Origin of the sequence: Actinoplanes sp. NPDC051346 (assembly GCF_040682215.1) — a bacterium.
Classification (GTDB): domain Bacteria; phylum Actinomycetota; class Actinomycetes; order Mycobacteriales; family Micromonosporaceae; genus Actinoplanes.
In genome coordinates this window covers 252,464-275,602 of record NZ_JBFBAJ010000010.1, presented here as the reverse complement: position 1 = coordinate 275,602, position 23,139 = coordinate 252,464, and the positions used below count along the sequence as shown (strand labels likewise).

The window sequence follows — 23,139 nt, the reverse complement described above, 5'->3', positions numbered from 1 at the left end:
GTCGATGCCCGGGCGGGCGCCGCCGGGGCACACCGCCACGGCTGCCGTCGGAATGGCGCCGTCAGCGCTGACCGGAGGCCGTCGGCTCCGGGGTGCGCCCACCCACGCGCGGCCCGCCGACCAGCAGTGGCGTCCCGGTCAGCACCAGGCACGCCGCCGCCATCACCCACAGTGCCGGCACCAGTCCAAGACCGGCGGCGGTCCAGCCGCCCAGCAGGGCTCCCACCGGCAGACCCAGGAACGCCAGCGATCCGGAGATGCCGATCACCCGGGTCTGCAGCGCCTCCGGCACGCGCTCGTAGAGCGCCGCGCCGAGCAGCGGGTTGACCGCGGCGATCCCCACCCCGGACAGGAAGGTCACGGTGAGCACGACGGCCAGGTCGTCGCTGAGCGCCAACGCGAGCAGCCGGGGGGCGCCGCTGACCGCCGCTCCCACCGCGAACGTCATCCGACGGGGCAGCCGCGGCCCGGCGACCGTGAAGATCAGGTTGCCGAGCAGCGCTCCTCCGGCGAAGACCCCCAGCACCAGGCCGAATCCGGTCGGGTCGCCGAAGACCTCGGCCACCCAGAGCGGGATGTAGACCGCGACGCTGGCATTGGCGAACAGGTTCAGTGCCGAGATCACCAACAACATCGCCAGCAACGTACGGTCGGTGCGCAGATAGGCGAAACCGCCGCGCAGCGCCCGCAGGTAGCTCTCCCGGGGAGCCTGCTCCGTAGGGGCGCTCCGGCGGCCCGCGACGGCGATCAGCAGGGCGCAGAGTGCGAAGGTGCCCGCGTTGATCCCGATCGCCCTGGTCACCCCGACCCCGTCGATCAGCAGCCCGCCGAGCACCGCGCCGAAGAGCGACACCCCGCGGACCAGGCCGTCGTACGCGCTGGTCAGCCGGATCAGTGGCACCCCGGCGCGCAGGGCGGCCGGGCGGAACATGACGTGCTTGACCCGGTCGCCGATGCCGCGCAGCCCGCCGGCCACCGCGACCAGTGCCACGAGGGCGCCGAATCCGAGCCAGGGCGCGAGCGCCACCAACGCCACGACCGCCGCGCTCGCCGCGTCCGCCACGATCGACGTGCGCCGTACGCCGAACCGGTCGGCCCACGGGGCGGCGAGCGCGCTGGAGAGCAGGTACGGCAGGGCTTCCGCCGCCGCCACCACGCCCATCCGGGCCGGGCTTCCGGTGGTCTCCAGCACCAGCCAGGGGATCGCCACCAGGGAGATGCGGCTGCCCAGGTTGGAGATCAGGTCGGCGCCGACCAGGACGTAGAGTTCCCGACGCGGGGTCACGGCGTGGCACCGGTCGCCGCGACCTCCGCCTTGCCCGGTTGCCCGGCGGCGTACCGGGCGCGCAGGGCCTGCTTGTCCACCTTGGCCGCACGGTTGAGCGGAAGCGCGTCGACGAACTCCACCCCGCCGGGGGCCCAGGTGTCACTCAGCTCCGCGGTCACCAGCGTGATCAGCTCATCCCCGGTGACCGACGCGCCGGGAACGGTGACCACGTACGCGTACGGCAGCTCACCGGCCACTGGGTCGCTCACGCCGATCACGGCGGCGGCGCGCACCTCGGGATGCGCGGCGAGGACGTCCTCGATCGGGCGGGAGTAGATCGGCCAGCTGCGCTGCCGGGTGAGGATCCGGTCCTGCAGCCGGTCGACCAGGTACAGGAAGCCGTCGGCGTCGAGATGGCCGATGTCGCGGGTACGCACCCAGCCGTCGACCAGGGTCTCGGCGGTCAGTTCGGGCTGGCCGTGGTAGCCGTGGAAGCTGAGGGCGGTGCGCACCCACACCTCGCCGTCCGCGCCGGCCGGCAGGACCCGCCCGTCGGTGTCACGGATCTGCACCGTGACGTCGCCGTACGGCCGGCCGCACGAGCGCAGCCGTTCCGGATGCTCCGGATCGTCGGTGAGGTCGGGCAGCGCACAGATCACTACTGCCTCGCTGAGGCCGTACACGATGCGCAGACACGCGCCGAACCGGGCGATCGCCTGACGCAGCCGGGCGGGCGCGGCGGGCCCGGCACCCACGTTCAACATGACCATGGTGGAGAAGTCCGCCCCGACCAGCGCCGGATGGTCGAGCACCTCATAGAGCATCGGCGGGGTGAGGAAGGTGGAGGTGAGCCGTTCGGCCTCGACGGAGTGGACGAACGCTGCCGGGTCCCACTGCTGGCGCAGGAACAGCACTCCGCCGGTGAAAAGGTTGAACAGCGTGGTGATCTGGCCGCTGGCCAGCCACATCGGCGAGTGCGACAGGTGCCGTAGCAGCGGGGGGCCGGCCGCGCGGAACCCGGTGGCCAGGGCGAGCACCTGCCGGTAGAAGCTCTCCCGGTGGTGCACCAGTTTGGGAGTGCCAGTGGTGCCGCTGGTCTGCAGGATCGACTCGGGTGCGGGCACCGCAGCGGGCAGTGCTCCGCCCGGGGCCGGGGTCAGCTCCACGCCGAGCCGCAGCACCGGGACGCCGGGCAGCGCGGCGGCGATCTGCGCGCCGAGGTCGTCGTCGGCGTCGTGCACGAACACGTCGGGGCGGGCCCGACGCGCGAAATCGTCGATCTCGCGGCGCGAGGTGACCGGAGCGATCCACATCGTCCGGCAGCCGAGCAGGTGCAGGGCGAGCTGGAGCAGCGGGGCCTGCACGGTGTTGCCGAGCATGACCAGCACCGCCGCGCCGGGCCGTACGCCGTGCGCGGTGAGTGCCCCGGCCAGGCCGCGTACCTCGGCGACGACCTCCGCGTAGCTGAGCCGGCGGCCGTCGCCGACCAGTGCCTCCCGCTCGCCGAAGCCGGCGAACAGCTCCAGCGCGTCGTGCACGTACGTCGTCGGCCGATCGGTCATCGTGCGGGCCCCCAGTCGATGCGTGGTGGTCAACGTCGCGGCGGCCTGCGTCAGGCGCCCGCAGCGACCGGCCGACCGAGGCGTGCGGGCGGACCGATTCCCGGACGCGCCGGCGCACGCGAGAGGGTGACCGCACCGCCGCCACGTTCGAGCCTAAGCACGCGGCGGGGCCGACGGACAGAGCCGAACGGCGGCGGAGTCCACACAGTGGACATCTGATCATGTCGATCAGGTTGATTGACGCTCGTCAGAGCCTCCGGCTAGGTTCCGTCCATTGCCTGGGCCGGGGCGATCATGGGCCGGCCCTGGGCTGCCCCAGATGGAGGTTCCATGTCGACCCCGAAACGATGGCACGTCATAGCTTCCACGGCTGCGCTGCTGGTCGTGAGCGCCCCAGCCATAACAGCCAGTGCCGGCCCCTCGGCCGCCGAGCGCACCCGTCCGCCGCGGGCGGAGTGGGCGGGCACCTGGGCCACCGCGGTCACCCGCGGCAACACCGCCGGCCTCACCTACACCGGCCTGAACGACCAGAGCATCCGGATGACCGTGCGCACCACGGTCGGCGGCGACCGGCTGCGGGTGCGGCTGACCAACCTCTACGGCGAGCAAGCCGTCAAGGTCGGGCACGCCACCGTGGCCCGCCCGAACAACGGCACGCCCGACGACCGGTCCGACATCGACGCGGCCACGCTGCGCGAGCTGACCTTCGGCGGGTCCACCTCGGCCACCATGAACAAGGGCGCCGAACTGCTCAGCGACCCGCTGCACTTCCGGGTCCAGGAGCAGGAGGAACTGATCGTCACCCTGCACTTCCCGGTGCTCACCGGCCTGGTCACCTTCCACGGCCAGTCCAAGGTCACCACGTTCATCGGGGCCAAGGACCTGACCACCACCGCCGACGGCGCCGGATTCACCATCCGGCCCAACTGTTGCTGGATGTTCCTCTCCGGTCTCGACGTGCAGCGGCGGCACAGCCCGGGCGCGGTCGTGGTGCTCGGCGACTCGATCGGCGACGGCAACGGCAGCACCGTCAACGCCCACAAGCGCTGGCCGGACCTGCTCGCGGATCGGCTGGTCGTCGCCCGCCCGGAGGTGAACACCCCCGGTGTGCTCAACCTGAGCCTGGCTGGCAACCGACTCAACCACGAGGGGCCCGAGCCCGGCGCGGGCGGGTTCCCCGGTTACCCCGAGCTGGGACCGAACGCCCTCGCCCGGCTCAACGAGGATGTCTTCCCGCAGACCGGGGTGAAGACTCTGGTGACCCACCTCGGCATCAACGACATCTGGATGTCCGACGACTCCGCCGAGAACATCATCACCGCGCTGCGGCAGATCAACCGGCAGACCAAGGCGCGTGGCCTGCGTAGCCTCGCCGCGACGCTCACCCCGTACGAGGGGCACGGTAACCCGGGCGTGTGGACGCCGGAGAAGGACGCGACCCGGCAGGCGGTCAACGCCTGGCTCCGCGGCCAGGGCGCGGCCGAGTTCGACGGCCTGCTCGACTTCGATGCGGTGCTGCGCGACCCGGCCCAGCCCAGCCGACTGCTGCCGGCGTACGACTCGGGCGACCACATCCACCCGAACGACGCCGGCAACAAGGCGATGGCGGACGCCGTACCGCTGCGTCTGCTCGGTCTGTGACACCGGTGGGGCGGCCGGACGACCCGCCGCCCCGCCGTCCGTTCCTGGGAGGAAGCACCACCGTGGACGTCGACGAGATCCTGTCCGGGCTCTACAGCGAGCCTGGGCGGCAGAACCCCTATCCCTGGTACGCGGCCCTGCACGCGCTGGGTCCCGTCAGCGCGATCCGGGACCGGCCCGAGCACCGCACCGTCGTTGCCGTCGCCGTCGGATACGACCTGGTCGGCTCCGTGCTGCGCGACCCCGAGTGGCGCAAGGGGGCCGCGCCGGGCTGGCAGGCGCAGCCGATCCTGCGTACCTTCATGTCCTCGATGATGTTCACCGATCCACCGGAGCACACCCGGATGCGGGCGGTGTTCGCGAAGACCTTCACTCCGCGCCGGCTGGGTGCGCTGGAGCCGGTGGTCGTCCGGGTGGTCGACAGCATGCTGGACCGGATCGCCGAGGCCGGTGCGGGCGGCGCCGAGGTGGACTTCGTGGCCGGCTTCGCACACCCGGTGCCGGCGTTGGTGATGGCTGACTTCATCGGCCTGCCCGAGGCGGAGCTGGCCTGGTACCGGCAGCGTGTGGCGTGGATCGACGAGTTCTTGGACGTGGCCGGCAAGACCTCCGAACGCCTCGACCGGGCCAACCAGGCCGCCGAGGAACTGACGGCGTTCTACCGTGACCTGATCGCCCATCGTCGCCGCTGCCCCGGCGAGGACCTGATCAGCGGGCTGGTCGAGGCGCTCGACTCCGGCGAGGTCGAGCTGACCGAGGACGAGCTGATCGGTAATCTCATCGTGCTGTTCAACGCCAGCTTCGGGACCACCGCCTACCTGTTCAGCAACGGACTGCCGCTGCTGCTGGCCCACCCGGACACGGTCGCGTCGCTGCCCGGGGACGCCGCGTTGGCCCGCGGCTGCGTCGACGAGGTGCTGCGCATGCAGAATCCGGTGCACTTCCTGGCCCGGGCCGCCCCGCACGACACCGACCTCGGCGGGGTGCCGGTGCGGCAGGGGGAGAACGTGCTGCTGATCATCGCCGGAGCCAACCGTGACCCGCACCGGTTCCCCGACCCCGACCGCTTCGATGCGCGCCGGTCCGGCCCGGCCTCGCTCGCCTTCGGTGTCGGCGTGCATTACTGCCTCGGTGCGGCGGTATCCCGGCTGGAGGGGACGGTGGCGTTGCCCCGGCTCCTCGCCCGCTTTCCCGACCTGGCGGTCACCCGTACGCCGGTCTACAGCGGGAGCCTCTTCCTGCGCGGTATCGACAAGCTCTTCGTCTCGACCGGCGGATAGGAGCCCGACATGCCCCTCGACCCCCAGGTGGTGGCGTACCGGGCCGCGCGGGCGGCGGCCGGCATCCCGCCGTTGTACACCCGTACCCTCGCCGAGGCCCGCGCCGCCGACCTCGCCGCGATCCGCGCCGGCGGTGGGGACGTCGAGCCGGTGCGCCAGGTGCGCGACACGCAGGTGCCCGGTCCCGCCGGGGACATCCCGGTGCGCGTGTACCGGCCGGCCGGCGACGGCCCGATGCCCACCCTGCTCTACTTCTTCGGCGGCGGGTGGACGCTCGGCAGCGTCGACACCGCCGACGGGATCTGCCGGAGGCTGGCCAACGCCACGCCCTGCCAGGTGGTGACGGTGGGCTACCGGCTCGCTCCCGAACACCCGTTCCCGGCGGCCGTGCACGACTGCCACGCCGCCACCGCATGGATCGCCGCGCACCCCGCCGATTTCGGGGCGGATCCGCGCCGGCTGGTCGTCGGGGGCGACAGCGCGGGCGGCAACCTCGCCGCCGCGGTCACCCTGCTGGCCCGCGCGGACGGCCCCCGCCTCGCCGGCCAGCTGCTGGTCTACCCGAACACCGACCAGCGGGCCGACCGGCAGCCGGCCGCCGACGAGGACCCGATGCTGTTCAACCAGCACTCCGTGGCCTGGTACCGGGGCCACTATCTGCCCGACCCGGCAGACGTGACCCATCCGCTCGCCTCGCCGCTGCTCGCCGACGACCTCGCCGGTCTGCCGCCGGCTCTGGTCGTGACCGCCGAACACGACCCGCTGTGCGAGCAGGGGGAGCGTTACGGTCAGCGGTTGCGCGAGGCAGGCGTGCCGGCCCGGACCAGCCGCCACGACGGGATGATCCATGGCTTCTTCGCCATGCCGGGCGTTTTCGACGCCGGCCGACGCGCGCAGGCCGAGGCGGCGGCCTTCCTCCGCGAGTGTTTCGCCCTGCCCGATACCGACGTCGGGTGGTCGGCGGCCACGGTGACGGGAGGACCGGCCGATGACTGACCCGGGTGACATTCCGGCGCCGTCCACCGCGGGCCCGCCGGCTTGCCTCGCCGACTTCGCCGCGCTGGCGCGGGACGTACTCGCTCCGGAGATCTGGGACTTCGTCGACGGCGGCAGCGGTGCCGAGATCACCCGGGCCGCCAACCGGGCCGCCCTGGACCGGGTCGCCGTGCTGCCCCGGGTACTCACCGGGGCGGGCAGCCCGCGCATCGGAGCGAGTCTGCTCGGCCGTGAGCAGGCCATGCCGGTGGCGGTCGCGCCGATGGCGTACCAGAAACTGCTGCACCCCGACGGCGAGGCGGCGCTCGCTGCGGCCGCCGGCGCCGCCGGCCTGCCCTACACGCTGAGCACGCTGAGCAGCGTCTCGATCGAGGAGGTCGCCGCCGCGACCGACGGCCCACTGTGGTTCCAGCTCTACTGGCTGCGCGACCGGGGCCTCGTCGCGGACCTGCTCGACCGCGCCACCGCCGCCGGCAGTGCCGCGCTGATGGTGACCGTCGACGTGCCGGTGCTGGGTCGGCGGCTGCGCGACGTACGCAACGCCTTCGCGCTGCCGGCCCATGTCACGGCCGCGAACCTGCCCCGGGGCCGGGACGAACTGGCCCACGCCGGCACCCCGGGGGTCTCCGCGATCGCCGCGCACACCGGCGCGCTCTTCGCCCCGGCGCTGAGCTGGAGCGACCTGGAGTGGCTGCGCGCCCGGACCGCGCTGCCGCTACTGGTCAAGGGCATCCTCGATCGGCGCGACGCGGTGCGGGCGGTGCAGACCGGGGTGGACGCGGTGGTCGTCTCCAACCACGGCGGGCGGCAGCTCGACGGGGCGCCGGCCAGCGTCAGCATGCTGCCCGAGGTGGTGGCTGCCGTCGACGGCCGTGCCGAGGTATGGCTGGACAGCGGCGTACGCGGCGGTGGCGACGTGCTGCGGGCCCTCGCCCTCGGCGCTGCCGGGGTGCTGCTCGGCCGGCCCCTGCTGTGGGCGCTCGCCGCCGGTGGCCGGGGCGGGGTGGAGACCGCGCTGGCCCTGCTCGCCGCCGAGTGGCGCGACGCGCTGACCCTCAGCGGCTGCGCCGACCCGGCCGAGGCCCGACGACTGCGTACCGTGACCGGAGGTTGAGCCGTGGACACACTGGTGGACCTGACCGTCGCCGACCTGCACCCGGCGGTCGACGACCCTGCCCTGAACTCGATGAACTTCCTGAACGAAGTCGCCCAGCACTGGCCGGACGCGGTGTCGCTCGCCGCCGGCCGGCCGTACGAAGAGTTCTTCGACGACGACGCGCCGCGGCGGTGGCTGGAGCGGTTCCGCCGCCACCTCGTCGAGGACCAGGGCCAGAGTCCGGCACAAGCGCGGCGCACCCTGTTCCAGTACGGGCGCACCAAGGGCATCGTGCACCACCTCGTCGCCCGCAACCTGGCCGTGGACGAGGGCGTGCAGGTCGACTCGGAGGCGGTGGTCGTCACCGTCGGCTGCCAGGAGGCGATGTTCCTGGTGTTGCGGGCGCTGCGCGCCGGGCCGCGCGACGTGCTGCTCGCCGTCGCCCCCACGTACGTGGGGCTGACCGGCGCGGCCCGCCTCGTCGACCTGCCGGTGCGCCCCGTGGCCGGCGGCCCGACCGGGGTCGACCTGGTCGACCTGGCCGAGCAGGCTCGCCGGGCCAGGGACGAGGGGCTGCGCCCCCGGGCCTGCTATGTGATGCCGGACTTCGCCAACCCCTCCGGCGTCAGCATCGGTCTGGACGACCGGCGGCGGCTGCTCGACCTGGCCGCCGAGCAGGAGCTGCTGCTGATCGAGGACAACCCGTACGGTCTCTTCCCGGCCGGGGACCAGGACCGGCTGCCGACGTTGAAGGCGCTGGACACCCGACGTCGGGTGGTCTACCTCGGCTCGTTCGCCAAGACGGTGCTGCCGGGCGCCCGGGTCGGCTACCTGGTGGCCGATCAGCGGGTGGCCGGCGTCGACGGCACTGTCGGCCTGCTCGCCGACCAGCTCGCCAAGATCAAAAGTATGGTCACGGTGAACACCTCCGCCCTGGCCCAAGCGATGATCGGCGGCGCGTTGCTGGAGCACGACGGCTCGCTGGTGACCGCCAACCTCCGGGAGCGGGCGGCGTACGCGCGCAACCTGCGGCATCTGCTCGCCGGCCTGGAGCGGCGCTTCCCGCCGCCCTCCGTAGTGACCTGGACCGCCCCGGGCGGCGGCTTCTTCGTGGTGCTCAGCGTGCCGTTCCGGGTCGATGACGCGCTGCTGCGTCGCTCCGCCGAACGGTACGGGGTGCTCTGGACGCCGATGGCACACTTCTACGACGACGCGACGCCGGTCGGCGCACTGCGGCTGTCGGTCAGCGCGGTCACCCTGGACCAGATCGACCTCGGCCTGGACCGCCTCGCGGCCCTCGTCGCCGATGAACTCGACCGCATGCCGGCCCCCGCGCGGTGACGGGAGGAACACTCGCAGCATGCCCGGTGGGGCCGGCGTCTGCTGCGGCCGGATCCGGATCCGGTCACGGCGGAGCAGGTGCGGTGGGTCTTTGCGCAGCGTCTCGCCGGGTACAGCGTTGCCGGGATCGCCCGCACCCTCAATGCGCGGGGTGTGCCGTCGCCCTCGGCGCCCGATCCGGCGCGGAATCCGCACCGCAGCGGCGCGGCCTGGACGTTGCGGACGGTCGCGGCGATCCTGGCTAATCCGCGGTGTACGGGGCGGCAGGTGTGGCGCCGGCAGCGGATCGATCATCACGAGGTGCGGCCGGAGGACAAGTCGAGCCGGCCGCGGGGGAGTAAGCCGGCGCGGTGCTGGAATCCGCGCGAGCAGTGGGAGTTCTCGCCGCCGGGCGCGCATCCGGCGCTTGTCAGGGACGCTGACTTCCTGCGTGTGCAGCAGGTCAGCGCGCTCCCGCTGGCGGATGACGGAAGCACCGACCGCTATCAATTGACCGGCATAGTGATCTGTGGGTTGTGCGGGCGGCGGTTGGAGGGGCATTGGGCGCACGGCCGGGCCCGGTACCGATGCCGGCACGGCTACACCAGCGCGAGTGACGTCGAGTTGGAGCGGGCGAAGGTGCTGTACGTGCGTCAGGATCAGATCGTGGCGCAGGCCCGGGTCCAGTACGCGCATCTCGTGGGCGTCGACCCCGACGACGTGGGACTGCGGGACCTTGTCCGAGGGTTGCGGGTCGACGGGATTACGATCGTGTGCACGCCGGTCAGCATCATCCTCGACGCCGGCGGAAGCCCAACCCGCCGAGACCGCGGACGACGTGGGCGAGACCGGCCAACCAGTTCTTACCGGACTGAGCATTCCGCGGCAGGCAGCGAAAAACCCCCACCAAAACCATCCGCTAAACGTGAATGACTTTGGTGGGGGTTAACGTGTCCGAGGCTCAACACTCAAGGTAAGCACACGGTGATCGTGCCAGGGAGCTAGCGTGCCGGACCGTAACTCAGCGCGGATCTAGCCCTTCCGGGCTCAAGCGTTCCGGTGGTCAGGGGGACCTGCCCCCGCTTTGATGGAGAGACCGGTGACCTGCCTCCGGTCGGGGCAGGCGTGAGGTTATCTGGCCCGGTCTGCGTGCCGGGCGTACTCGTATTCGTCTGGGCTGAGGTGGCCGAGTTCGCGTTGGATGTGGCGGGTGTTTGTACCAGCCGTCGATGTATTGAAGATCGCGTTCTCGGCTTCGTCGTGGGTCCACCAGCTGTGGGGTAGACCAGTTCGATCTTCAGGGTCGACCAGAAGTTCTCCATCAGCGCGTTGTCGTAGGTTCGCCGACCGAGCCCATCGAGGCAGGATCCGTTGTCGCGCAGGCTGGCTCTGAGCGCCAGTTTGGTCTCGCTCAGTCGTGGTGAGATACCACTAGCGTTGGTAGAGGTCGGCCCGCCGGTATTGGGCGACGTGACTTGTGCGCTAACCCGCGGTAGCCGTGCAGCGGCACCGCATCATTCTCGACCGATTTGCTGCGGACGGACGGATTTTCGCTGTCTCACTGTCACGACGCAGATCACTAGCACCGCCTCGAGCAGCAGGCCAGCGATAGCCACTGCTGTTAGGTGGATCCAGGCCGACCTGTACTCCTCCTGTGCGGATCTCTTCCGCTCGGCCACGACCCGGCTCGTGGCGTCCGACAGTTTGTTGGTGGCCTGGCGGATGTCGTACGACAGCGCCCGAAGCTTGGCCCGGTTCGCCGCGCCCTCTTCCCCCTGGTGGTCGCCCCGTAAGAGCATGTCGTTTTGAAGCACCTTACGACATTCGGCCCATGCCTTCGCGAAGTCGGAGACGGCAAACATCTCCGAGAAGTGCAGGGTGAGGACGCGTGCCTCGTATTCGCCTTCGCTTTTCTCCACCTCATAGAGCGCAGCGTCGAGGACATCGCGGCCAGGCTGGCGGTCCTGTTCGGAGGTTAGGTAGTCGTCGAGCAGCGTCAGGAAGCGCGTCACAGTGGCGTTCATCGTCCTCATGGCGTCGAGGTGGATGTCGCCGCGTTGTCGCTGTTCCGTGACCTCGTGGGCCCTCGTCACCAGCTGATCGAGCGCGCGAAGGCCCGGCACCCCCAGGCATACCACCGTGAACGCGACCGTCAGCAGGATATGCGGTCTGAACGGGGTGTCGATCAATGCTTGCAGCCATGTGTGTCTGCCGGTTCGCGGTCCCACCGCTTCAGGAAACACCTCGAAGGATGGTCAGCGATGAGATTCACACACCATCAGCTGCCGAGCTTGACGAAATTGCTCCGCGTCAAGCGCGTCGAGGTAGTCTATTTCCGCCGCGCCCCAGCCAGGCTCGGACTCCTCGTCGCAACCAGCGCGGACAAGGATGACTGGTAAGGGCCTAGGTGTACGCGGCCACCGCCGCACGAAGCACACGATCGTCGGGAATGTCAGTGGTTTGCTCGGGAGCAGGGACGACAGTCATAGCTCACGGTGCGTCACTTCAACCCATGCGCCACCGCGGTCGACGCGGCAGGGTGGTGCGCTACTCATGCCCGGTTGCGGCCTGAACCATCGCGGCAAACAAGCGCCAGGAGGCTTGCTCTCTATCAAGATCAGGCGCTTCGGCGACACGGGCGTCGGCATACGCCGTTAGGCCATCGAGGAAATGATCAAGCGTGCCGTTCTCCCAGTCGGTTGCTCCTGTCGATCGGAAGTCAGCCAGCACAGCCGAGAAGAAGCGGGCCACATCAGGGCCGTTGCCAATGGTCAAGTCGAGCTGGCTGAGCCGGTGCGCGCCCTGCCTGGTGGGTCGGACGAACTGTCCGTTGACGGCCGCTTCCGATACGGCGGTGGTCTAATTCGTCGTCTACCGCGGCGGACCCGCTGACGTCGCAGAGGATGACGGTAGTCCCGGTCAGGACGTCGGCTGGCGCCTCGATCCTCGAAGTCACGTGACCAGCAGCCGACTTCTCATCAGCTCTTGCGAAGGCTCCAGACGATCTCTTGCTCGCTGTCAAGATCGGCGGCCGTTGGACTCCACGCTGTGTAGGCCGCCTCAACTCGACCGCAAATAACAAACCCGAAAGTCCTCTGGCTTTGTGGCGAAATCTTTACCAATAAGGGGTTCTTCTCATCGATCAAGTCGGCGGCTCCCCTTGGTAGATCCTGGTCAGTGGCAGAACCTAGTCTGAGCTCGACGCCATCGAAAGTAGTCGGCAGGCTTATCCAGGCAACGCTCTCGAAGTGGACATCGAGACACCGCTTCCCCTCGAACGGTATCGAGCGTAGTAGCAGCTGGGAGTGACCGATGCCGTATCGCCAGAGCTTGAATCTGCGATTAGAGGTGAACGGATCGGCGGTATTATTTGAATGGGTTCGGGACAACGCTGCCTCCTCGATAGAATGTAATTCGACTCCAGGCGTCCAGGCTTTGGCTTACCTGATGCAACTCCCAGTTCGTCAAGTTCTCATACATGCTTGGATCAACACCGGCTCCCGCGCGTGCCGAGGCGACAGGATCTACGATTCCATCAAGGTTGAATGAGATTCGCTTGTTCGAGCCGCTGCTCAGGTAGCTCTTAAGTTTGTCGTACCACATTTCGTTGCCTGGCCATTCTCTGTGTGTCAATGCTTCGCGCTCCATTGCGAACTCGAACAATGCTGGTTCGCCATCTACGTCTTCGAGGCCAAGGGCAATGTGATCGCAGTCCGTGTTGTGTACGAGCACCGGCGTGTTGGCGTCGGCGATGAAGGCGCAGACGGAGTTGGAGGGCCGGTTCCTTGGCGGACGTCCGCCCTACGGCTACCAGCTCGCCGACGCCGGGCCGCACCCCAACCCCGGCAAGGCCGCCGAGGGTAAGCGGCTACACAGACTCGAACCCGACCCGGTCACCGCGCCGGTCGTCAAGCGGATCTTCGAGGAATACACCGCCGGACGCGGCATGACCACGATCGCCCGAGGTCTGACGCAGGACGGCATCCCGTGCCCGTCCGTCTACGACCGCCGGCGCAACCCGCACCGCCATACCGAGGTCTGGGAGACGACCGCGGTCCGCGCCATCCTCTTGAACCCGCGCTACACCGGCCGCCAGGTCTGGAACAAGCAACGCACCGACGAAGTCCTGATCGATGTCGAGGACATCGCGCTCGGCCACGAGAACAAGCAACGATGGAACGACCGCAGCGAGTGGGTGTGGTCCCAGCAGGAATCGCACACACCGATCATCACCGCCGAGCTCTACGAGCAGGCACAGGGAAAGACCAGGTCCCGTGACACCACCGGCCAGGTCAGCCGAGCGCCCCGTCGCAGCGTGCGACCGTATCTCTTCCGCGGTCTCATCACGTGCGGTCTCTGTGGCCGCAGCATGGTCGGCAACCCGAATCACGGCCGGCTGTACTACCGCTGCAAGGCGTCCCGCGACTTCGTCCGCCAGCACGAGGTCGCGCACCCAGCGGTGCTCTACCTGCGCGAAGACACAATCGCCGACCCGGTCGACCGCTTTCTCCGCCGGGAACTGACCGGCAGCACGCTCACTGCCAACCTGCGCAGCCTCGCCGACGCCCACTACCGCGCCCAACTCATCGCACACCGCGCCCAAGACGAGACCGCACAGCTTCGGCGAACGATGGCCGACTGCGACGCCAAGATCGAGCGCTACCGGGCCGCGCTGGAAGCGGGCAGCGACCCCGCCTTGATCGCCGGCTGGATCCGCGAGACGTCCACCATTCGGGCGACCGCTTCAGCCGCCCTCACCGTGAGCGCGGCGCCACCCCAGCGTCTCAACGAAGATCAGATCGCGGCGATCGTGGACGGGCTCGGCAGCTTGCTCGGCGTCCTCCGGGAGGCTGACCCCCGCGACAAGGCGGAGCTCTACAGCCGCATCGGGCTTAGGATGACCTACAAGCCGGGTGCGAAAACACTGAAGGCCGAGATCGTGTCTTCCGATCTCGGCCGTGTGCTTAATGTGTGTCCGAGGGGGGACTTGAACCCCCACCTGTGGCACCGATGCCACAAGGCATCAGTGTTCATGTACTAAATCCTACCCTTCTTCCTCTCGTGGACCATCCCTCGAGGGAGCGACATCCACGGGGTTTCACCTCGGCTGAGCAGGGCTCGCGAGGTGGTTCCTGTGGCAATCGAGGTTCTTGAGACTGACGAGCAACGGCGTCATCGCGCCACTGTTCGAACCGTCCGGGTTGCCTTGTCCGGTATCCGGTTCTCTTCGGCCGCCTCCGAGACCTCGGTGCGCAAGTGGGTCCGCCGGGCCGCCACGGCGCGCTGCACGGCCGCCGCAAGGCCCGACTGGAGGTCCGAGGGCAAGGAGTCAGAGCGGGGATCCTGATCGTCTTGACGCCGAGGGCTCGCACTGGCTCCGGCCGATCGGGATCGTCGCTCCCTTGCCCGCAGGAGCGGGTCGGGCACGATGTGGGACGTGCAGCACGCGCCATGGACGGGCCGCCCGGCTAGGCGAAGTTTGGTGAGGGCCAGGCGTTGGCAGGCCTCAGGTAGTCAACGGTGCTCATCCTGGACCTGTGCGCCTCAAGTCGTGGTGCCAGATAGGTGGCATGGAAGCACTCATTTAGCCGAGAAGAGTGCGTTGTCGTGAATCTGACTGTCGGGGCGTTTGTGGCGACCGATACGCTCATTACTGCTGATTCCTATCGGCATTGGCGACCCAATACAACATCTCCACGGATCAAATGCGCCAGTTGCCACCGCCGCACGGCCGAGGTGCATCGCCTCATCGGACCTCTGTCCTTTGCGTGGGCTGGTGCTGTGTTGGCCGTCGGCGTCACACCCCGCCACAAACGGGGCGGACACCCACAAGCAGAGTGGGGTACTCGCATGAGATACGTGCTGACCGGCCAAGTGGATGCCCTCGTCGGCCAGGAATACCGCGAGCCGCTGGCTGGCGCCACGGTCCGGCTCTACCGGCCCTCCGGTCACCCGTCTGGGGTATTCAGCACTCTCGGTTCCAGAGAAGCGGAGGCAAGACCGGACCACCTCGTCGTCGAGGCCGTTACCGACGACGACGGCAAGGTCGAATTCGACTTCAGTTCCGACACGACCGTCTATGACGGCGGCCTACTGGAGGTGGGGTTGCGTCCGTCGTCACCGCCGGGACGGCAAGCGGAACCTGCAACCACCAGCGCAGTGGAGTGCATCGTCGTGACGCTGAGCCCCGTCTGGCAGCAGGATGACAACCAGGCACGAGCGGACTGGCGATATGCCATCCCGGCGCCGACATGGACACAGCTGCGGGCTCGCCTCGCTGCCTACGTGATCACCGGACGGCTGAGCGCCAGCGACGGTGCCGCGCCCATAGTGGGCGCGCGGGTGAAGGCCTTCGACTTTGACTTGGTCCAGGATGACCCACTGGGCACCGGTCTCACCGATGATGATGGGTGGTTCCGTATCGATTACGAACCGGCGGCTTTCAAGCGAACCCCCGTTCCAGAGGTGAAGTCGGAGCCGGGCACCGCGGATGTCTACTTCACCGCCGACTACAAGGGCCAACCGCTACTCGCCGAAAGCCGGGAGGCGGGGCGTCGGCCGGATCGCCAGGACGTCGGGCCGGCGTTCAGCGTCCGGCTCCGTACGGAGGCCCGCCCCGTCACGATCTCCATCGATACTCCATCGGCGGGTCGGGTTACCAACCAGCCCCAGCAGCCGATCACCGGCCAGGTCAGCGAAGCCGCGAAGGTAAGGCTCAACGGTCAGCCAATCGGCCTGGACGCTAACCACCGATTCACCACCGAGGTCGCCCTCACCGAGGGAACCAACACCCTGGCCGTGGTTGCCATCGCGACAGCAACCGGGGTCCGCGGCGAACGACAAATGACGGTATCCCTGGACACGGCCGCGCCGGCCTCCCCGGACACGACGCGGATCACCGTCACCATTGAGGCCGACGGCTCTGCCTCAGTTGCCGGTGGAGATGGCTGCGTGGAGCCGAACGTACGTGTCCGGGTGACGAACACCCGCACCGGGAACGCGGCGGAGGTGACTGCGACCGCCCAAGGCGCCTTCACCTGTCGGGTCGAAACCCTGCCGGGCGACACTTTGGACGTTGTCTCCATCGACCAAGCGGAAAACGTGAGCGCAGCAGCGAAAGTGGCGGTGCAGAGCGCGCTGCCGCCAGACCCGGCCACCGTGGCGCCGCCCCTACCTGCCACCACGATAACCAGCCTGGTCGATGCGACCGCGTTTCTGCACACCGGCCTGAACCCGATTCAGACTGGCGTCGAACCGGGCACGATCCAGCCGCGGCGTGCCGCGGTCCTACGCGGCCGAGTGATCACCCCCGACGGCAACCCATTGCCGGGGGTGACCGTGGCCATCCTCGATCACCCGGAATTCGGGCAGACTCTGAGCCGCGCTGACGGCCGATTCGATGTGGTAGTCAACGGCGGCGGTCGGCTCACCGTGACCTACACCAAGGCCGACCACCTGCTCGCGCATCGGCCCGCCGATGTCCCGTGGCAGGACTACGTCGAGATCCCGGAGGTGTGCCTGCTACCCGTCGGCTCGGCGGTCACCGCGATCGACCTGTCCGTCCAGGCCGGTATGCAGGTCGTGCGTGGCAGCACCGCCACGGATCACTCCGGAACGCGACAGGCGACGGTGCTGATACCGGCGGGCACTCGGGCGACCATGGTGTTCCCCGACGGCCGGGAACAGCCGCTGTCGACTCTGCACGTGCGACCGACCGAGTTCACGGTTGGCGACCGGGGACCGCTCGGCATGCCCAGCCCGCTGCCGCCGACCTCCGGCTACACCTATGCCATCGAGTACAGCGTCGACGAGGCCATCGAATCGGGCGCCGTTGAGGTGCGATTCGAGCCGCCGTTGATCTCCTACACAGAGAACTTCCTGGGCTTCCCAGCCGGCGGCATTGTGCCTACCGGCAGCTACGTTCGGGCCACAGGCCAGTGGATACCGGCCGATAACGGTCGCGTTCTCACCGTGCTGGCGATCACGTCCGGGCTCGCCGACCTCGACGTCACAGGCGACAACCTCGCCGATGATTCAGACGTGTTGGCGGCACTGGGCATCACTGAGCAGGAACGAACTCACCTCGCGCAGCTGTACTCGCCGGGTCAGCAACTGTGGCGCATCCCGCTGCCGCACTTCACCCAGCCGTGGGACTACAACTGGCCTTACGGTCTCCTGAACGAAGACACCGCCCCCGACCAGCCAGAACCCCTGCCTTTGCATCTGCCCGATGCCTGTGAACAATCCGGGGGCTCCATCCTCGACCTGCACAACCAGGTCCTACGCGAGCAGATCCCCGTCGCGGGAACCCCCTTCACACTGTGTTACGCCAGCGACCGGGTGCACGGTCAGACGCGGAGCCTGACCATGGCGTTGAGTGGTCCGGCGATACCACCGAACCTGCTACGTATCGAACTCACCGCCCACGTGGCTGGCCGGGAAACCAAACGAACATTCCCCGCGGCACCCAACCAGCGGCACACGCTCGTCTTCGACCGCACCGATGCCTTCGGTCGGGCGCTGCAAGGGGCGCATCCCGTTGTTACCAACCTGGGATACGTCTACAACGCCGTGTACCTGCCACCCGGCGAGTTCGGGGAGTTCAGCCGCGCCTTCGCCGTCTATTCCGGTTCAGGTGGTGGTGGTGGCAATGTCGTCATGATCGGAGCCAGAGATCGACAGGAGATCACTCTCAATCAGCGGTGGCGTGGAGTCCTCGACTTTTGGACCGCGCCGCGGGCTGAGGGACTTGGCGGCTGGACGCTGGATATCCACCACACCTTCGACCCGAATCAGGAGATCCTGCATCTGGGTGACGGCACCCACCGGCAGGCCGCCTCCAGTGGTTTTGTCATCACCACGGTCGCTGGAATTGGCACGGGAGGCTTCAGCGGCGACGGCGGCCCTGCCGCTCAGGCCGATTTCGGCGTGCCGTACGGCCTGGCGTTCAGCGCGGACGGCAGCTACTGCATCGCGGATGCGATGAACAACCGCGTGCGTCGAGTCGGCCCCGACGGGATCATCACCACGATCGCCGGAACGGGAGTCGCCGGCTTTGGCGGCGACGGTGGCCCCGCCACCGCTGCCCAGCTCAATCACCCTCGCGGCGTGGCCACGGCCCTGGATGGCAGCGTGCACATCACGGACGGAAGCAATCACCGGGTGCGCCGGGTCGGCACGGACGGGATCATCACCACGATCGCCGGAACAGGAGTGCCCGGGACCGGCGGCGACGGCGGACCGGCCACCGAGGCCCAGTTGCACTCGCCGCATGGCGTGGCCGTCGGTGCGGATGGCAGCCTGTACTTCGCCGACTACGTCACGAGCCGGGTGCGCCGGGTCGGCACGGATGGAGTCATCACCACGATCGCCGGAGCGGGCGTCGGCGTCGACGACGATGAGCCGGCCGCCGAGTCACGACTGAACTCGCCGCACGGCGTGGCCGTCGGCAAAGACGGCAGCGTCTACATCGCCGAGACCGGCCGATCGAAGGTGCGTCGGATCGGTCCGGACGGAGTCATGACCACGATCGCGGGAACGGGAGCCGCGGGTTTCAGCGGCGACGGCGGGCCGGCCGAAGCCGCCCAGCTATATTCCCCGTACGGCGTGGCAATCGCACCCGACGGCAGTCTCTACATCGCGGAGCTCAACGGCCAACGAGTGCGCCGAGTCGGTACAGACGGAACGATCACCACCATCGCGGGAACCGGCAGTCACGGCGTCAACGGCGACGGCGGACCGGCCGCCGCAGCTCAACTGTTCATGCCGGTGGCAGTAGCCGTTGATCCGGAGGGCAGCTTCCACATCGCCGAGCAGGGCAGCAACCGGATTCGCCGGATCCGAACCGCACCCATGGCCGCCAGCGGCAACTCGATCGCAGACGCCTCGTTGACGCAACTCGTGCCAGCCGAAGACGGCAGCGAGGCGTACGTCTTCGACGCGGGCGGCCGACACCTCCAAACCCACGACACGCTCACCGGCACCATCACGCGGCGATTCCACTACGACCAGCACGGCAGACTCGCCGCCATCAGCGACCGCGACGGCAACAACACCCGAATCGAACGCAACCCAGACGGCACCGCCACCGCGATCACCACCCCGGATGGCACGCGCACCCAACTGGAAATCAACGCCGCCGGATATCTCGCTCGAGTCACCGATCCGACACAAGCCGCAACCACCCTCGGCTACGACAGCGGCGGCCTGCTGACCGAACTCACCGACCCCACCGGCGCGGCGTCGAGCTACGGCTACGACCCGGAGGGCCGTCTCATCCGTGATACCGACGTGACCGGAAAATCGATCATGCTGGCCAGGACTGAGGACGATCAGGGTTTCGCTGTCACTGTCCTGTCCCCGCTCCTGCGCGAGGCACGCCACCGGGTCGAACGCACAGCGATCGGCGGCGAGCGACGCATCAGTCGCTGCTGCGGCGAGAACGAGTCCGTCCATGACCTCAACATGGATGGGTCTCGCTCCATGACCCGCCCGGATGGGATGGTTTACAGCGAGCGGATCGGACCCGATCCACGATGGAAGATGCAGGCTCCGCTACTCACCGAGAGGACGGCCACGACCCCCAGCGGCCTAATGCGACGCGTCGCGGCGGACCGAACTGTCGCCCTCACTGACCCGCAGAACCCGCTGAGCCTGTTAGCGCTGACCGATCGGATCACTGTCTCTGGACACACGCTCACAACTCGCTTCGATGCCGCCGCCCGTACTTACACGGCTACCTCGCCAGCAGGTCGCACGGGAACCATCACCCTGGACGCCCTCGGGCATGTGAAGATCGTCCACGCTGGTCAGCTAATGCCGCTCACCATCGACTACGACCCTCGCGGACGGCCAACGTCCGTGACCAGGGGCGCAGATGGCGATCTACGTACATGGCTCTTCCGGTACTCGCCCCAAGACACTCCAAGTGAAATCGTCGATCCGCTCGGGCGGACCACCACGCTCAACCACGATGCAGCGGGCCGCATCACCACTATTACCGTGCCCGACGGTACCGTCACCCGACTCGGATACGACAGCGCCGGAAACATCACCACCGTCACCCCACCCGGGCGGCCAACCCACACGTTCCAGTACGACCCGAACGGCCGCCTGGCCGCATACCAGCCACCGCCGATCCCGACAGCACCAGAGCCCACCGTGCTGACCCGCGACGCCGACCGTCAACTCACCCACGTCATACGTCCCGGCGGACGGATCACCGATCTCAACTACGACGAAGCGGGACGACTCAGCACCATCACCGGCGGCACGGACACGATCCAGTACGGCTACCTCAACGGAACCCGCCACCTTGCCTCCGCCACCACCGGGGATGGCATTACGGTGGCCTACGAATACGATGGCGCCCTTCCCACCCGGGTGACCTGGTCCGGACCGGTCGTCGGCACTCTCCAGTACGTCTATGACACGAGATTCCTAGTCGTCGCACAGCAGGTCGGTGACGAAACCCCAATTCGGATCGTCCGCGACGCCGACGGCATTCTCACCAAGGCCGGCGACCTTAGGGTCCGCACCGACCCCGCTACCGGCCTACGCACCGGCGCAACCCTGGGCGGCATCACCGACACCTGGGAACACAACCTATTCGGCGAGCTCAGCAGCCACCGCGTGGCACACAACGCGACGGAGCTCTACGCCGTCACCTACGTCCGTGACCTTCTCGGGCGCATCAAGAGTAGGCAGGAAACCATTGCCGGAACCACCCATCTGACCACCTACGACTATGACCAGCGGGGTCGCCTGCAGTCGGCCACCTTCGACGGCACCACCATGACGTATGACTACGACAGCAACGGCAACCGGACCGGCGTCACGACCAACGGCACCACGCTCACCGCCATCTACGACGACCAAGATCGAGCACTCACATACGGGGACCTCACCCTGACATACGGGCCAGAGGGCGAACTTACGGGAATCTCGACGCCCGCCGATGACACAACCCGCTACGGCCACGACGGCCTGGGTCGCCTTATCTGGGCTGAAGTGCCCGGCACGACCCGTGTCGACTATCTCCTCGACGCAACCGGGCGCCGAGTCGCCCGACTCGTCAACGGCGCCCGTACCTCCGCTCTCCTTTACGATGGTCAACTCCACCCTCTCGCCGAACTTGACACGAATAACCAGGTCGTTACCCGCTTCGTCTACGGAGACTTCGACGGTGCACCGGGGTGCATGGTCAGAGGCGGACGCACCTACCGCATCGTCGCCGACCACCTCGGCAGCCCCCGCCTCATCATCGACAGCGCCACCGGCGACATCACCCAACACATGGACTACGACCCTTGGGGCCGCGTCATCCGCGACACGCAACCCGGCTTCCAACCATTCGGCTTCGCTGGCGGCCTCTACGATCCTGCTACCGGCCTCGTGCAGCACGGCGCTCGCGACTACGACCCGGACAGAGGGCGGTGGACGGCGAAAGATCCGATCGGATTCAAGAGTGGGCAGGCAAACCTCTATGCCTACGCGGGCGGTGACCCGGTGAACCGTGCGGACCGCACCGGCACCGCATCTGTCGAGCTGGGCGCTGGCTACATGCTGTACGTGGGCGTCAAAATCGTCGTCACCAGCGAAGGCTTCTCATTCTCCTGGGAAGGTGGCGCGGGCATCGGCGCGTCGCTAGATATTGATCCTTTCGCGGAACTGGACGCCGGCGGCGTCTGGACCTTCCAGGCCGAGGTGGGTACCGAGGTCGCCGGGACGGGTCTCAGCGGGAAGTTGTCGCGACGGATCACCAAGGGTCCGTTTGGCGAAATCGACTCGCCGCACGCCGAAGCCAAGGCATGCTTGCTAGCGTTCTGTGTGAAGGCCGACGAGGGCGGTGACCTCGGCCTTGAGTTCAACCTTGCCGAGGTGGCCGGTCTCCGTAGCGAAGCAAAGATGACCGTCAACTACTGCGCCGCCGCCCAGTGGTGAGGTGGGCGCAGGGGGCGGGCAGAAGCTCCCGCGTCGCCGCGATCCACCGCCCGCCGGCATCACGCCACACAGCGGTACCTGCCCCGAGCCCCTCGACCTGGTTCCCGGCAGACCGTTGGGGCGCCACAGAATTCGAATCTGGAGCCCGAAACCGCTCAGCTAATACTGATTCATACGGACAAGTCCTCCCCCGATCCGACTCGCACGATCGGTTCGTTGTAAAGCGCAACGGCGAGTCAGATATCGCCAAGATCGATTTAACTATCGTGCCGCTGTGTCCGCGCCGTCGCTCACTGTGATTCGGTGCCGTGCCGTCGATCAGCGGGTTTGATCGGCGGCACGGCGGCGAGGGCTCAGCGGTACTCGGCGACGACGGCGATCGAGCCGACGATGTTGGCGTTGAGTTCGTCCAGGTCTTCGGCGGGATCCAATACTCCAGGATCGTGTGACCGCCGGCCTGATGAACCTCGTACCGGTCGAGGAACGAGCGGCGAACCTCGAATCGGGTCGCACACGGTTCCGGACCACGGCGGCGATGCTGGCCCAAGCCCGCGACCAGGACCGGCACCTGGGTGGCCGACCTCCCTACGGGTACCGGCTCGTGGACGCGGGTCCGCACCCGAACTCAGCACACGCCCGGTGGGGGAGGAGGTTGCACCGCCTCGATCCGGATCCGGAGACCGCGCCCACGGTGCGGTGAATGTTTGCGCAAAGACTAGCCGGTGGCAGTGTGGCGGGGATCGCGGACCTTGAACGCGAACGGTGTGCCGCCGCCGTCGGCGCATGACCGGGCCCGCAACCGGCATCGCAGCGGTACGGCGTGGACCGTGCGCACGGTCGCGGCGATCCTGGGCAACCCGCGCTATACCGGCCGTCAGGTGTGGAACCGGCAGGGCATTGACCATCACGAGACCCGGGAGACAAGACCAGTCGGTCGCCCGGTCGCAAGCCGTCGCATCACTGGAACCAGCGCGACCAGTGGGTGATCTCCACGGTCGTGGTGCACCCGGAGCTGGTCAGCGAGCAGGACTCCTG

At 68.3% G+C, this 23,139-nt stretch carries 14 protein-coding genes and 1 pseudogene; 10 read left to right on the top strand and 5 right to left on the bottom strand.

Translation table 11 applies throughout. The features are described from left to right. Positions 1–61: 61 nt before the first annotated feature. Positions 62–1,285, bottom strand: coding sequence for an MFS transporter (locus AB0M36_RS25270; RefSeq protein ID WP_364161518.1), 1,224 nt, complete (start codon positions 1,283–1,285; stop codon positions 62–64). Continuing rightward, complete coding sequence (locus AB0M36_RS25265) at positions 1,282–2,829, bottom strand: AMP-binding protein (RefSeq protein ID WP_364161516.1); 1,548 nt, start codon at positions 2,827–2,829, stop codon at positions 1,282–1,284. Before AB0M36_RS25265 ends, AB0M36_RS25270 begins: the two co-directional genes overlap by 4 nt. 357 nt (positions 2,830–3,186) lie before the next feature. On the opposite strand from AB0M36_RS25265, the gene AB0M36_RS25260 reads away from it, so the two are divergent. The 6 genes from AB0M36_RS25260 to AB0M36_RS25235 all read left to right on the top strand — a co-directional run bounded on the left by AB0M36_RS25260 (position 3,187) and on the right by AB0M36_RS25235 (position 10,095). Further along, a complete protein-coding gene (locus AB0M36_RS25260) occupies positions 3,187–4,470 on the top strand; it encodes an SGNH/GDSL hydrolase family protein (protein WP_364161636.1) in 1,284 nt (427 codons plus the stop codon). 62 nt (positions 4,471–4,532) lie between these two features. Beyond that, complete coding sequence (locus AB0M36_RS25255) at positions 4,533–5,750, top strand: cytochrome P450 (protein ID WP_364161633.1); 1,218 nt, start codon at positions 4,533–4,535, stop codon at positions 5,748–5,750. 9 nt (positions 5,751–5,759) lie between these two features. Next, positions 5,760–6,746: an alpha/beta hydrolase gene (locus AB0M36_RS25250; protein ID WP_364161512.1), complete on the top strand. Its 987-nt coding sequence runs from the start codon at positions 5,760–5,762 to the stop codon at positions 6,744–6,746. After that, positions 6,739–7,860, top strand: coding sequence for an alpha-hydroxy acid oxidase (locus tag AB0M36_RS25245; RefSeq protein WP_364161510.1), 1,122 nt, complete (start codon positions 6,739–6,741; stop codon positions 7,858–7,860). Before AB0M36_RS25250 ends, AB0M36_RS25245 begins: the two co-directional genes overlap by 8 nt. Positions 7,861–7,863: 3 nt before the next feature. After that, the gene (locus tag AB0M36_RS25240) at positions 7,864–9,183 is read left to right on the top strand and encodes a PLP-dependent aminotransferase family protein (protein ID WP_364161508.1); all 1,320 of its coding nucleotides are present in this window, start codon (positions 7,864–7,866) and stop codon (positions 9,181–9,183) included. A gap of 39 nt (positions 9,184–9,222) precedes the next feature. Beyond that, the gene (locus AB0M36_RS25235) at positions 9,223–10,095 is read left to right on the top strand and encodes a recombinase family protein (RefSeq protein WP_364161630.1); all 873 of its coding nucleotides are present in this window, start codon (positions 9,223–9,225) and stop codon (positions 10,093–10,095) included. A 581-nt stretch (positions 10,096–10,676) separates the two neighbouring features. Here the strand turns inward: AB0M36_RS25235 and AB0M36_RS25230 are convergent. After that, positions 10,677–11,351 (bottom strand): hypothetical protein, encoded by a 675-nt coding sequence (locus AB0M36_RS25230; RefSeq protein ID WP_364161506.1) that lies wholly within the window; start codon positions 11,349–11,351, stop codon positions 10,677–10,679. 358 nt (positions 11,352–11,709) lie between these two features. Then, complete coding sequence (locus AB0M36_RS25225) at positions 11,710–11,937, bottom strand: hypothetical protein (RefSeq protein ID WP_364161504.1); 228 nt, start codon at positions 11,935–11,937, stop codon at positions 11,710–11,712. Positions 11,938–12,877: 940 nt separating this feature from the next. Here AB0M36_RS25225 and AB0M36_RS25220 point away from each other — a divergent pair. Together AB0M36_RS25220 and AB0M36_RS25215 are read left to right on the top strand one after the other, a co-directional pair. Further along, positions 12,878–14,203, top strand: a complete 1,326-nt coding sequence (locus AB0M36_RS25220; protein ID WP_364161502.1) for a recombinase family protein — start codon at positions 12,878–12,880, stop codon at positions 14,201–14,203. 809 nt (positions 14,204–15,012) lie between these two features. Further along, entirely contained in the window at positions 15,013–22,104 is a 7,092-nt protein-coding gene (locus AB0M36_RS25215; protein ID WP_364161500.1) for an RHS repeat-associated core domain-containing protein, read from the top strand. A 353-nt stretch (positions 22,105–22,457) separates the two neighbouring features. Here the strand turns inward: AB0M36_RS25215 and AB0M36_RS25210 are convergent. Beyond that, positions 22,458–22,612 (bottom strand): annotated as a pseudogene (locus AB0M36_RS25210) (ADP-ribosylation/crystallin J1); the annotation flags it as partial. On the opposite strand from AB0M36_RS25210, the gene AB0M36_RS25205 reads away from it, so the two are divergent. Together AB0M36_RS25205 and AB0M36_RS25200 are read left to right on the top strand one after the other, a co-directional pair. Further along, on the top strand, positions 22,565–22,804 hold the full coding sequence (locus AB0M36_RS25205) for a hypothetical protein (protein WP_364161650.1): 240 nt from the start codon (positions 22,565–22,567) through the stop codon (positions 22,802–22,804). The pseudogene AB0M36_RS25210 and the gene AB0M36_RS25205 overlap by 48 nt on opposite strands. Positions 22,805–22,826: 22 nt before the next feature. Continuing rightward, a complete protein-coding gene (locus tag AB0M36_RS25200; RefSeq protein ID WP_364161498.1) occupies positions 22,827–23,090 on the top strand; it encodes a recombinase family protein in 264 nt (87 codons plus the stop codon). The last annotated feature ends 49 nt before the right edge of the window (positions 23,091–23,139 follow it).

Bases quoted from the DNA above. Each gene is read 5' to 3' on its own strand.
- AB0M36_RS25265 (WP_364161516.1), bottom strand. From the start codon at position 2,829: ATGACCGATCGGCCGACGACGTACGTGCACGACGCGCTGGAGCTGTTC.
- AB0M36_RS25250 (WP_364161512.1), top strand. From the start codon at position 5,760: ATGCCCCTCGACCCCCAGGTGGTGGCGTACCGGGCCGCGCGGGCGGCG.
- AB0M36_RS25245 (WP_364161510.1), top strand. From the start codon at position 6,739: ATGACTGACCCGGGTGACATTCCGGCGCCGTCCACCGCGGGCCCGCCG.
- AB0M36_RS25215 (WP_364161500.1), top strand. From the start codon at position 15,013: ATGAGATACGTGCTGACCGGCCAAGTGGATGCCCTCGTCGGCCAGGAA.
- AB0M36_RS25205 (WP_364161650.1), top strand. From the start codon at position 22,565: ATGAACCTCGTACCGGTCGAGGAACGAGCGGCGAACCTCGAATCGGGT.